Genomic DNA, 12,467 nt, shown 5'->3' on the forward strand with positions numbered 1-12,467 from the left:
GTACCGTCTTTATCAATTGCTATTCCTTGTTTTGTTAGTTCCCATTTGTAATTTTTTTGTTTTTCAAGGAATTCTTTTTCTGTAAGTGAGAATATGGGGCTTATTTCAATATAAAAATTATCCTTTTGCCCTAAATAAGATTCGATTGCATAACCTGCTTTTTTCAACCATTCCCCCCAAAATTGAGTCATACTTTTTCGTGCAGAAATAACACTATTATCTCCATCGTATTGCTTTATAGGAGTATATTCACCCAGTCTTTGGATTTCCACCGCCACAGGAGGATGGCTTGTGAAACGAAGTGCATCGAATATAAATGTTTCGAACTTGAATCCGTTAGGTTGCTTTGGTTTTATTAATTCTCCATGTTCGTTTATGTAAGGTATTTTCTTAAATGCTTTATGCCAAGGGAAAAGATGTAATTGTTTATAAACCATTTCTACAAAATCTAATGAAATAATATGCATGGCGGGATTCCCTGCAAAAAATTTCATATTTCCCACAGAATCCGTTTCAAGCAATTGAGGATATATATCTAATTCAGAATATTCAATGACCCGGTACACACCATCACACAAACAATGAACCCCTACTGGCTCCCTTAATGAATTTTTCCGAATAATTTTTGATGACATTTCTGCTTTGTTTAAGGTATGATAACCAATAAACCTCGGGTCAGCCACTTTTACTGCCCAATTGTCTACTTGAAAATAACTTAACATTTCTATACCCCGATTTCGGGCATCTTTTAAGATTCCTTTTTCTACAATCGTAGGTATTGTCCCTCCGTGTCCATTTGGATTCTTTGCAATAGAGTATGGAGAATCCATCATAAATTTTCCCTGTTCGTTGAGACACGGAACCATAGGTTGGACTGCAAAGTAAATATTTTCAGGACTTAACCCAAAAAAATCATGTTCTTTAAAAAAGGATACTGTAGATTTTTCATTTCCTTCACTTACCATGATATACCATGGTAATATGCAATTGTATCTATTTTGTAGATTAATAATTTTTTCAGCATGATACTGAAATAAAGATTTCTGAGTAATAGGACCCACTGGATAAGTCCCTTTAGGTCCATCAAAACCTAATCGCGTTCCTTGTCCCCCTGCTACAAGGAATAATCCTACTTTCCCCTTACGCAACATTTCTTCGCCACATTCGTATGCTTCCCTTTCTTGGGGATGTGTATCTTCTCTCAATGGAATAACATCGACCGGTTTTATTTGAGAGAAAACCTCGGTTTCTGGGGTAGAAAGTATCCACTTTTCTGCTAAATCGTTCATTAACTGAAAATCAATTTCCTTTAATTGATTTAACAGGTGTTGTTTCTCCTTATCTTGAAGTTGTTCCCAGAATTGGAAAACATGCTCCTGACCAAATTCGACTGTTTTTTGATAAATTTCTTTTTCTACCTCTGTACTGAACAAAGATTTACTCCTTATACTCATACTACCAGTAAGGACTCCATATTTTGCCGTATTTGTTCATTTCTTGTCGTTGCTTATAATTAGGAAGCAAACCAGGTTTGCATCCTTCTGTTATTTCGTATTTTGAACCACATCCATCGCATATACCATAGTCGAATCCGGGCTGTTCTAACGGCTCTTCACATTTTGGACAAATAGGTTGAAATCGTTTGTAAACCTCTTCTGGTTTCGGAAATTCCATCCCGCAGCATGGACATTTAACCATGGGGGAAACCCTTCGCCATGCCCGAGAAAACATGTGGTCTGCATTGCAAATCCGACAATAAACTTGCCTTCCAGGTATAGGTCTTATTTCCTCTTTAGGCGTTTTCTTGTCTGAACTTCCCCAACCAAATAAAGGCATTTGTTTTTTCCTTAATGAATTGAAGACAGTGTTTTTAATAAAACATGGTCTTGATATTCTATATCATTAACTTTAAGGTTTAATTTCAAAACAGCGGATGTTTCCTTTTCAGGTGTTTTAGGTACTACTTCTATTTTAATTCCCGGAGTGTTTGAAATGGAAACTTCACGAGCAGTGAAGAAATCAGGGATGATTTCAAAAGAAACAATCTCTATCTTATCGCTTTCAGATTGGGGAGTAATCTCTATGCTTTTTAAGTTAGATATTTCTTTAGATATTTGAGGAAAAACAACAAAAGGCTTTGGGAAGGTTGGATTTATTTTGTAAGGAGCAGTGACAATACCTTTTACTTTTATTGGAACTTCAGGGAAACGGTCTATATTTGTACTTAAGAAAATTTTCCTGTCAAGTTCACCGGGAGATACATAGGGATTTATCTTAAATGAAATAGTATATTCTACAGGTTCTTCTGTTTTTGTCTTGGTAATTTCAAAAGTTAAATCGTTATCTGTAATATCCTGAATATCCTTCTCATAAACTTTATTTATTTCAAGAGGTTTGTTCATAGACTTCTGTTTAATGTGTAACTTTTGTTCAATAATTTTCCCTTTAGGAAGTGTTCCGAAATCAACAAATTCAGGTTCACAAATAAACTCAGGGTCAACTTTAGCAATAACTTTCAATTCAATTACAGGATTTTTGAAATCATTAGAAAATATGGTCAAAGTCTTTTCAGAGGAAAATCCTACAACTCTTGCAGGGTAAAGAGTAACAATAAAATATCCCTCTCCATTGGGTGGGATTGCATTTTGTCCAATAGGTATTGTGCCTATAGTACAAGCACAAGTGGTTCGTATATCCTTTAAACTAAGGATGGATTTCCCTCTATTGAATACTTTTACTTTTTTTGTAGTTTCTTTATCGTTTGGAACGGTGCCTAAATCCAGAACCGAACCTGTTTCTAATTCTATTATGGCTGTATTATCAGGATTACTTCCAACAGGGGGAAGAGAAGGGTTATAGGGATTTTCTATATCGTTATCTTGGAGGTTTTGGTTTTGAGATTTGATGACCAGCCAGAATACAAACAATGAACACAGGAAAACAATACCAAAAATAATATATTGAACTTTTTTAATTCGCATAGTTTATTGTCTCGATACTTTTAATATTACTTTATGTTTTTTCTGGAAAATATCAAGATCGGTATCCAGTTGATTGTAAATATTTTCATTGATAGTAATATCTAATTCCATACCCAATAAGAGAGCACCAACTACAGGTTCATAAACGGGCATTACGGGGGTTGCTAATGGGCACTCTCTATGTATAACGGTTGTCATGGCATCCTTTAATACAGGACTAATCCCCTTAAATACACTGCCTGCCATGACCACATCGAAAGGATAGCGAGTCATATCTAATATGCGGGCACATGCATTTACCATTTCTCCTAAATACCTACCTCCCCATTCCAAAATATCACAGGCTATACTGTCTCCTTCATAAGCCGCATCAAAAACTAATTTTGCCATAGGTTGTAAATCAAGATAGGTTAAATTATGTTTATACATTTTATAGAACAATTCATCTACATCTTTACATCCAGACCGTTCTAAAAATTTATCTACTAATTTCGTATATCCGATAATTTTATCTCTATATCTCCATACTGCTTTTAATCCTTCTTGCCCAATACTTGACCCACTCACTTTATCCCCGAAATCTTCACTAATACCCCCAACTCGCGCTTCTTTCCCATCTTTACTTTTACCTGCACAAACACAGCCGGTTCCACAAGCAATGACAATTCCATAAGGATGTTTGGTCCCTCCACGGAGTCCTGCCATTGAGTCATTGCGAAAACATCGAGGAATACTTCCAAATATAGGAGTAAAAATTTCTTCTTCTAACATTACATAATCTTCAGGAATATCGGCTCCTGCTATTCCTAATCCAATACCATTAATATCGGATAATTTTAATCCGGCTTCTTCTAATGCCGACGAAACTGCTTTCTGGATTTCTTGTTTTGCCGGTTCAATTCCGTATGCTTCATAATTTCCAGCTCCAGCTTGTCCAAAACCAAGGATTCTTCCAGATTCGTTCCCAATGAGGACAAAGGTTTTAGTGCCTCCTGCATCAATTCCTAAATAATACCGCATTGCTAACCCTTTCATATTTTTTTGGATATATAAGAAACGCGCAGATACTTACTCTTTACCTGCGCGTATATATTTTCACTTTTATATCTTAAAAATTCAATTCGTGTTATCGATTAGAAAGATTTTGCAGTTTTTCTAAGTCCGATTTTGCCTGTTCTGCGGCAGCGGATAATGGATATTTGTCAATCAACTCTTTTAATATTTGAATTGCTCTATCATTTTGACCTAACCTTGAATAGGCTACTGCTTGATTCTGTAACGCAGTGGGTATTTTTTGATGATTGGGATAATTATTCTTCAAGACATCAAATTCCTGAATAGCTTCCTGATATTTGTTTAAATTCATCAGGGATTTTGCTTTCCAGAATATTGCGTTAGGAGTTGTTTCCTGTGTCGGAAACATTTTGATGTGTTTATCAAACCGAACAAATGCTTCCTCATATTTCTCATTGGCAAACAATTTTTGAGCCTCATTGTAATCCTCTTTAGGGTCAATTGTAGTTGTTGCTTGTTCTGCAGGAGGTTCTGCTATGGTTTGAGGTTGCGTTGTAGTAACAGGTGGATTAGGTGCCTCTGTTTTTGGAGCAGGTGCTCCTGTTTTTGGAGCAGATGCTGTCGTTTGCGTGGGTACTGTTGGAGCCGAAGGAGGAACTTGTATAGGAGGGGCTTGGGCTGAACTGGGTGGCAAAATTTCTACATTACCCATTGCTTCTTTGGGGGCTCCTGAAGTAGACGGTTGAGCAGAAACTCCACCTACAGATAAATTCAGATGGCGATATAATGTAGTTTTTAACTCGTTTAAATCTTTACTTAATTGGGATATTTTTACCTGGTTTTCTTCAATCACAGACTGTAAAGATTTCATAGTCTGCTCATTCTCTTGAAGTTTAACCGAGAGATCTGCAAAAGTCGTATTTATCCCATCAAAACCTTTATCTAATTTTGTAACACGGCGGTGCATATCATATATAACGGTTTCTACTTGTTTGCCACCTGTAGTTCCACATGAAGTAGCTAAAAAAATAAATAAACATACAAGCCCAAAAGATATGCACCGCACTATGTTCATATTCTTATCTCCTAAATAATTTGAATAATATCTTATTGTAATCTTTACCCAATTATAAAACTTTTACTGGGCACGATTAAACTCTACACGACGATTTTTTGCCCATGCAGCCTCATTATGTCCTGGGTCTGCGGGGAATTCTTCACCGTAGCTAATAGTAACTAACCGTTCTCCCGGTATCCCTAACTTAATAAGATAATCACGAACTGCAAGGGCTCTTCTTTCACCTAATGCAAGGTTATATTCTTGTGTTCCGCGTTCATCGCAATGACCCGCCAACTGAATTATAACGCCCGGTACTTGTTTAATTTTCTCTGCATTTTTTTGCAGGGTTGCTATCGCATCCGGACGAAGGGACGAACTATCATAATCAAAATATACTGTTTCTAATCCGTATTTACTACCGGGAGTAAATAATAATTTTTCCAAATCTAATTCTGGTTGTCCTTCGCCACTCGGTTTTTCTGTTGATGTTGTTCCAATACCTGTGTCAATTGGAGCACCTTTTTTATGTTTACAGGCGGTGCCCGTTAGGACTAATGATACTAAAACAATGGCTAATACTGTGAAATACAAATTCTTTTTAAACATTGAAGAACCTCCTCTTGTAAAGAGTTAAAGTTTAATTTTAAGTTTATTTTGTTGTGTTACTAATTGTTGCCTGCTTGATAGGTAGGCTTCCAGAAAGGTAAATCTATTATAAATCATTTTAACCAGGAAAAACAAGTTAACTATAAATTATAATTACAATACAAATAAAAAAGTTTCAAAAATATTTACTTTTTGTAATAGTTTTTTTGATTGCAGTAATATAAGTGATTTGAAGTCCTGTTATTTTAAATTTGTAACTATAGGTGAAATGAAATGGACAACATAATATTGACAATTGATGATTTGAATTTATCTGTTCAAAATAAAAAGATTTTGAGAGGAATAAAAATGGAAATATGGGCAGGACATATCCATGCCATTATAGGTCCAAACGGTGCAGGAAAATCTACATTGGTTTCTACTGTTATGGGTTTACCGGGATATAAACCTGAACAAGGGAAAATTTGCTTTTTAGGAGAAGATATTACGAACTTGCCTGTATTTGATAGAGCACAGCGCGGACTTACTTTAGCATGGCAAGAACCCGCACGATTTGAAGGACTTTCTGTAGAAAAATTTATTTTAACAGGAGCCAAAAATAAATGTCATAAAAGAGCAGAAGAAGTTTTAGAAATGGTAGGTCTTGACCCACATAAATACCTAAACAGGGCTGTAGATAAAACTTTGAGTGGTGGAGAGAGAAAACGCATCGAATTGGCTTCCATCATTGCTATGGAACCCAAATTAATCTTGTTAGATGAACCGGATTCCGGGATTGATATTGATGCGTTAGAAAAAATATTTTCTCTATTGAAGAAATTAAAACAAGATGGGATTACCATTGTCGCTATAACACATAGTCTCGCTGTTCTTAATCAAGCAGACCATGCTTTTTTGATGTGTTGTGGAAAAATTTTGGATAAAGGAGATATAAACCGAATAGCCTCCTATTTCCAGAACAAATGTATCCCATGTAATCATGATAGATTCATAACTTCAACAATGGAAACAGCACCATAAATTAAAAAAGGAAATGGAATGAATAATAGTAATACTGCATTGGAATTATTGAAATCATTAGGTATAGATATTGGACATGTTTTTCCAGAAGATGTGGCAAAAATACAGGTTCATCAAAACAAAGTCGTAGGGCTCCATCTCGTTCCTGGCCTACGCGTTCAAGCAGATGAAATGAAAGATGGAATTGAAGCCGAGATTTTGATAGAAAAAGGAATGAAAATAGAGAAACCCATTCATATATGTTTCGGTGTATTGCCCGAGGAAGGATTACAAAAGGTAAAACTTCACATCCGTGCTCAAGAAGAATCCAAGGCAATGATACTGGCTCATTGCACCTTTCCTAATGCCCGTCAGGTAAAACATATAATGGATGCCGATATAGAGATAGAACCCCATGCTCATTATGCCTATTTTGAGAGACATGTCCATGGACCTAAAGGAGGCGTAGATGTTATTCCTAACGCCAAAATTCATGTTCAGGAAGGAGCAGAATTTTCAACAGAATTTGAATTAATAAAAGGTGCTGCTGGCAATATCGAATTTCAATACGAAGTAAATGCAGAAGCACAAAGTAAGACAGAAATGACAGCCCGAATTTCAGGAACGAATAATGACCAAATTCGTTTGCACGAAATAGTGCATTTACTTGGGGAATATTCAACGGGTGTTATTGTCTCCCATATTGCATTAAAACAATATGCTATAGCAGATATTGAAAACACTCTGGTGGCTCATGCTCCGTTTTCCCGAGGACATGTAGATTGTAAAGAAATTGTTGTGGGAAATGCGCAGGCAAAGGCAGTTCCAACAGTCTTGGTTAAAAATCCTACGGCACATGTTACTCATGAAGCGGCAATAGGGAGTGTTGATGCGAAACAATTGGTAACTCTTATGGCTCACGGATTAAACGAAGATGAAGCAACAGATTTAATTATTGAAGGACTGCTCAGTAAAAAACAAAATTGGCAGAATATGATAAAAGAAATAGAATAAGGTTTTGTTGGGCGAGAAGTATAAATGAAAAAGTGCCGGGAGAGGGAGTCGAACCCTCACGAGGGGTTAAGCCTCGTCGGATTTTGAGTCCGATGCGTCTGCCAATTTCGCCATCCCGGCATCGTTGTATAGAAGATTATAAAAAAATCGGGATAAAAATTCAAATTTTAAATTTATAACGCGTTTATTAATTGCTTTTATATGTGTTTTTAAGTATTTATATATGGCTATATAATATTATTTGTATTTATTCGTTATTTGTATAAATTTATAAATTTTTATATTCTTTTGTAATTAAATGTGTTTTAAGTTAATTACAAGTTCAAAAAATTATACTTGACCTTTTTGGGTAACTTATGTTAGAATAAATCAAATATTGAATACTAACCTTCAGGGCAGGGTGAAATCCCCGACCGGCGGTAATAGCCCGCGAGCAGAGATGCCGATTCGGTGAAATTCCGAAGCCGACGGTTAAAGTCCGGATGGAAGAAGCGTTAGTGAAAAGATGAATACTTCTTAGTCGCAATGGGAATTCTTTGCAGCGGCCATTTGCGGCTTTTTCCAAAAGCCCTGATAGGTTAATCCTATCAGGGCTTTTTAATTTTTTAGGATAAACATTTTTATAAGCGAAAAATATGGAAGAAGAAGTTACCAAAGATTTATATTACATGCGAAGAGCATTAGAACTTGCTGAGAAAGGCAAGGGAAGGACATCTCCTAATCCTATGGTAGGATGTGTTATTGTTAAGAATGGTAAGATTATTGGAGAAGGTTATCATCAGAAAGCAGAAAGTCCACATGCAGAAATTGTTGCTCTGAATAATGTTGTAGAAGATACTTATAATTCTACCATCTATGTTACACTTGAACCTTGCACTCATTTTGGGAAAACTCCACCGTGTATATCAAAAGTTATAGAAGCCCGACCTAAAAGAGTAGTTATTGCTATGCAAGACCCTAATCCGCTTGTTTCGGGGAAGGGAATTGAAATGCTTAAATCCTCAGGTATTGATGTACTTGTAGGTGTTTTGGAAGAAGAGGCCCGAAAATTGAATGAGATATTCATTAAATACATTACTCAGAAAGTCCCCTTTGTAATTGCCAAATGGGCTATGACTATGGATGGGAAAATAGCCACGATTACAGGTGATTCTAAATATATCAGTGATTTAGATTCGCTAAAAATTGTTCATAGTATAAGAAATGAAGTAGATGCGGTATTGGTTGGAGGGAAAACTGTTCTTGTAGATAATCCTCTTTTAACGGTAAGGCACATTGATGGAGATTATAAAAATCCAATACGGATTCTTCTCGATACTAAAAATAGGTTATCAGAGGACTTAAATGTTTTCAAAGATAGAAAAGTAGCCCCTACATGGGTTGCAACAACTTATAACCGAAATTATTCTTTCGTAGATAGGATTATTGAGTTAAAATCTACAGAAAAAGGACATGTCCCGCTAACGGAATTAATGCAAGAATTAGGTAAGTTGGAAATCTCCTCCGTTTTAATAGAGGGAGGAGGAAGTGTATTCGCATCTGCATTTCAGGAAAGAATTGTTGATAAAGTCTATACCTTTATATGTCCGAAAATTTTTGGAGGAGAAAATGCAATTAGTCCTGTTATGGGCACCGGTATTGCCCAAAAAGTTAATGATGCATTAAAACTAAAAATTGCCTCTGTAAAGAAATTAAATCAGGATGTTTTGATTGAGTCCTATGTTATTAAATAGAAGGTAAAGAAATGTTTACAGGAATTATCGAAGAAATAGGAACAATTATTAACCTTTCAGCGAACAAAATTACAATACAGGCAAGTGTGGTATTATCAGATATAACTTTGGGTGCAAGTATTGCAGTAAATGGAGTCTGTTTAACTGTAACAGAAAAGACAGATAGTTCTTTTTCTGCCCAAATCTCCCCTGAGACAAGAGCGAAAACAACCCTTTCGGAACTTCATATTCAACAAAAGGTAAATCTGGAAAGGGCTATGCCTATAAACGGTAGATTTGGAGGGCATATAGTTTTGGGTCATGTAGATAGTATTGGTACTGTGAACCGTATTGTAGAACAAGGACAATTCTCTTTTTGGTATTTTAAAGTTTCTCAGAGTATCTGCAAGTATATTGTTCCCAAAGGCTCAATTGCTATTGACGGAATTAGCCTGACAGTTGTAGATATTATTGATGATATTTTCAGTGTAGCAATTATTCCTTCAACACGAAATAATACAAATTTGCAATTTTTAAATGTAGGAGATAAAGTCAACCTTGAAACGGATATTATCGGAAAATATATTGAAAGATTATTAGTTCCATATAATTCACAAACAAAAATTTCAGAAACATTTTTAAAAGAACATGGTTTTTTATAACTGTAAAATTTAAACAAGGATTTTTAAGATGCTTTCACCATTAGAGGAAATTATCAAAGATTTGCAAGAAGGGAAAATGATAATATTGATTGATGACGAGGACCGAGAAAATGAAGGTGACCTCGTTATGGCAGGGGAGAAGGTAACCCCGGAAGCCATTAATTTTATGGCAAAGTATGGCAGAGGTTTAATTTGTGTTCCCATGTTAAAAGAACGCCTTGAAGAATTAGATTTACCTCCCATGACAACTCATAATACTTCTCCTTTTACTACTGCGTTTCATCTTTCCTTTGATTCAGCACATGGAATTACGACAGGTATAAGTGCGTATGACCGTGCGTATGGTATTCGTTTGGTGGCCAATCCTAAAACACAGGCAAAAGATTTAGTTCGTCCGGGACATCTTTTCCCGCTTTGTGCCCGCGATGGGGGAGTTCTGGTTCGTGCGGGGCAAACGGAAGGCTCTATTGACCTTCTAAAAATGGCAAATATGACCCCGGTATCAGTAATTTGTGAAATAATGAAAGATGATGGGACTATGGCTCGCCTCCCTGACCTTGAGAAATTTGCTCAGGAACATAATTTGAAGATTTGTTCCATAGAACAGATTATTCGGTATCGTCGTGCCCATGAAAAACTGGTTCAAAGAATAGCCGAGGCTCAATTACCTACTCTTTTTGGTGAATTCCGAATTATTATTTATGAAAGTATGATAGATACCTATCAGCATATTGCAATAGTTAAAGGTGATGTTGCTTCTGGGAAACCGGTTTTAGTTCGTGTCCATTCTGAATGTTTTACGGGGGATGTATTGGGTTCTCTTCGTTGTGATTGTAGAGGACAATTGCAGGAAGCAATGAGAATGATTGAGAAAGAGGGTTGTGGTATTATTGTTTATATGCGTCAAGAAGGACGAGGTATAGGATTAGCGAATAAAATAAAAGCCTATGCTTTACAAGACCAAGGTTTGGATACAGTTGAAGCAAATAAACATTTGGGTTTTGACCCCGACCCAAGAGAATATGGTTTGGGTGCCCAAATTTTAGTAGATTTGGGTGTAAAGGAAATGCGTCTTATAACGAATAACCCAATTAAAAGGGCAGGATTGGAAGGGTATGGATTAAAAGTTGTGGAACGAGTTCCTCTTATTATCCCCCCTAATGAGCATAATTCTGTATACTTAAAGACAAAAAAAGAAAAATTAGGACATTTGTTATAATAGGTTTATATAATAATGGAAGATAAAAATTCAGATAATTTAAAAATATTAGCCCGTTGCATATCGGATATAGAAGCCGAACTGATAGTGCGTTTACTCGAAGATAATGGTATTGAATCCTTCGTAGAAACGAATATTCCACATTCTGTATGGCCAGTGAGTGCAGATGCCTTGGTTATAGTTCGTGAAGAGGATTATGATAAAGCAAAACAAATACTCAAGGAAAATATAGAAAATCAAGAGTTGATAGTAGATGAAGAAAATACAAATAACTTTTCTGAAGAAGAAGGAGAATAAATATGCCTAAAATTGTTCAAGGGAATTTAATTCCACAAAACAAAAAATTTGGGATTATTGCATCGCGCTTTAACGAATTTATAGTTCAAAAACTACTGGATGGGGCTTTAGATGTCCTCAAAAGGCATGGTGTTCCTGATGAAATGATTACTGTTGTCTGGGTACCGGGCTCCTTTGAAATACCATTGATTGCTCAAAAAATGGCAGAATCCCAAAAATACGACGCTATTATTGCTTTAGGATGTGTTATTCGAGGAGGAACACCTCACTTTGAGTATATTGCCGCAGAAACTACAAAAGGAATAGGGCAGGTATCTTTAAATACCGGTGTCCCGGTTATTTTTGGAGTTTTAACTACGGATAGTATTGAGCAGGCAATTGAACGAGCAGGGACAAAAGCAGGAAATAAAGGGGCTCATTCAGCCTTAACTGCTTTAGAAATGGTTTCAATTGTGGAGCAATTGAATTCATGTTAGTAATGGAACGACGGAGAAAAGCACGAATTGCTGCGTTACAGTTTCTTTTTGGTCTGGAATTTCATCCCCTTGAAGGAGAAGAAGAATTAGAGGACTTTTGGAAACATAATCCTTTCAGGAAATCAGTAAGGGCTTACGCTGAAAAGTTAATTTGGGGGATAATCGAAAAACAGGAAGAAATAGATAAAATTATTAAAGAATCTCTTACAAAATGGAATTGGAGTAGGGTAGGACTGATTGAAAAAGTTATATTAAGAATTGCTGTATATGAAGGGGGATTATCTGGACTGGCTCCACCAAGAACCAGTATTTCCGAAGCAATTGAATTAGCGAAGATGTTCGGTTCAGAAGATGCCCCAAAGTTTGTCAATGGAATATTGGACCGTGTTTTTACAAGTCAAAATTGGATAACTAAAGAAGATTAATT

The 12,467-nt window shown here is 36.1% G+C and carries 14 protein-coding genes, 1 tRNA gene and 1 riboswitch; of the genes, 8 read left to right on the forward strand and 7 right to left on the reverse strand.

Going from position 1 to position 12,467, the window contains the following annotated elements; genetic code table 11:
- From PLA12_12900 to pal, 6 genes are all read right to left on the reverse strand, one after another.
- A partial coding sequence (locus PLA12_12900) for a UTP--glucose-1-phosphate uridylyltransferase (protein HOQ33393.1) occupies positions 1–1,433 on the reverse strand: 1,433 nt, incomplete at its 3' end.
- 22 nt (positions 1,434–1,455) lie between these two features.
- Positions 1,456–1,836 carry a hypothetical protein gene (locus PLA12_12905; GenBank protein ID HOQ33394.1) on the reverse strand — a complete coding sequence of 127 codons (381 nt, stop codon included), beginning with the start codon at positions 1,834–1,836 and terminating at the stop codon, positions 1,456–1,458.
- An 11-nt stretch (positions 1,837–1,847) separates the two neighbouring features.
- Positions 1,848–2,981, reverse strand: coding sequence for a DUF1573 domain-containing protein (locus PLA12_12910; GenBank protein HOQ33395.1), 1,134 nt, complete (start codon positions 2,979–2,981; stop codon positions 1,848–1,850).
- Between the two features lie 3 nt (positions 2,982–2,984).
- A complete protein-coding gene (locus PLA12_12915; GenBank protein HOQ33396.1) occupies positions 2,985–4,001 on the reverse strand; it encodes a BadF/BadG/BcrA/BcrD ATPase family protein in 1,017 nt (338 codons plus the stop codon).
- 106 nt (positions 4,002–4,107) lie between these two features.
- Positions 4,108–5,070 carry a tol-pal system protein YbgF gene (gene ybgF / locus PLA12_12920; protein ID HOQ33397.1) on the reverse strand — a complete coding sequence of 321 codons (963 nt, stop codon included), beginning with the start codon at positions 5,068–5,070 and terminating at the stop codon, positions 4,108–4,110.
- 63 nt (positions 5,071–5,133) lie between these two features.
- The gene (pal, locus tag PLA12_12925; protein HOQ33398.1) at positions 5,134–5,661 is read right to left on the reverse strand and encodes a peptidoglycan-associated lipoprotein Pal; all 528 of its coding nucleotides are present in this window, start codon (positions 5,659–5,661) and stop codon (positions 5,134–5,136) included.
- A 273-nt stretch (positions 5,662–5,934) separates the two neighbouring features.
- Here pal and PLA12_12930 point away from each other — a divergent pair, with 273 nt between their 5' ends.
- A complete protein-coding gene (locus PLA12_12930) occupies positions 5,935–6,681 on the forward strand; it encodes an ABC transporter ATP-binding protein (GenBank protein HOQ33399.1) in 747 nt (248 codons plus the stop codon).
- Between the two features lie 18 nt (positions 6,682–6,699).
- Positions 6,700–7,674 carry a SufD family Fe-S cluster assembly protein gene (locus tag PLA12_12935; GenBank protein HOQ33400.1) on the forward strand — a complete coding sequence of 325 codons (975 nt, stop codon included), beginning with the start codon at positions 6,700–6,702 and terminating at the stop codon, positions 7,672–7,674.
- Positions 7,675–7,707: 33 nt separating this feature from the next.
- Here PLA12_12935 and PLA12_12940 read toward each other — a convergent pair.
- A tRNA-Leu gene (locus PLA12_12940) sits at positions 7,708–7,794 on the reverse strand.
- Between the two features lie 262 nt (positions 7,795–8,056).
- Positions 8,057–8,173: riboswitch (FMN riboswitch) on the forward strand.
- Positions 8,174–8,309: 136 nt separating this feature from the next.
- Here PLA12_12940 and ribD point away from each other — a divergent pair.
- The 6 genes from ribD to nusB are packed head-to-tail and all read left to right on the forward strand — an operon-like array spanning position 8,310 to position 12,465.
- Entirely contained in the window at positions 8,310–9,407 is a 1,098-nt protein-coding gene (gene ribD, locus PLA12_12945) for a bifunctional diaminohydroxyphosphoribosylaminopyrimidine deaminase/5-amino-6-(5-phosphoribosylamino)uracil reductase RibD (protein HOQ33401.1), read from the forward strand.
- Between the two features lie 11 nt (positions 9,408–9,418).
- Positions 9,419–10,048 carry a riboflavin synthase gene (locus PLA12_12950; GenBank protein ID HOQ33402.1) on the forward strand — a complete coding sequence of 210 codons (630 nt, stop codon included), beginning with the start codon at positions 9,419–9,421 and terminating at the stop codon, positions 10,046–10,048.
- Between the two features lie 28 nt (positions 10,049–10,076).
- The gene (locus tag PLA12_12955; GenBank protein HOQ33403.1) at positions 10,077–11,267 is read left to right on the forward strand and encodes a bifunctional 3,4-dihydroxy-2-butanone-4-phosphate synthase/GTP cyclohydrolase II; all 1,191 of its coding nucleotides are present in this window, start codon (positions 10,077–10,079) and stop codon (positions 11,265–11,267) included.
- A 15-nt stretch (positions 11,268–11,282) separates the two neighbouring features.
- A complete protein-coding gene (locus PLA12_12960; protein ID HOQ33404.1) occupies positions 11,283–11,564 on the forward strand; it encodes a DUF2007 domain-containing protein in 282 nt (93 codons plus the stop codon).
- 2 nt (positions 11,565–11,566) lie between these two features.
- Positions 11,567–12,040 (forward strand): 6,7-dimethyl-8-ribityllumazine synthase, encoded by a 474-nt coding sequence (gene ribE, locus PLA12_12965; GenBank protein HOQ33405.1) that lies wholly within the window; start codon positions 11,567–11,569, stop codon positions 12,038–12,040.
- Positions 12,034–12,465 (forward strand): transcription antitermination factor NusB, encoded by a 432-nt coding sequence (gene nusB, locus PLA12_12970; protein HOQ33406.1) that lies wholly within the window; start codon positions 12,034–12,036, stop codon positions 12,463–12,465. The genes ribE and nusB overlap by 7 nt, the downstream gene beginning before the upstream one ends.
- Positions 12,466–12,467: the final 2 nt, after the last annotated feature.

Source organism: Candidatus Hydrogenedens sp. (assembly GCA_035378955.1).
Lineage (GTDB): Bacteria > Hydrogenedentota > Hydrogenedentia > Hydrogenedentales > Hydrogenedentaceae > Hydrogenedens.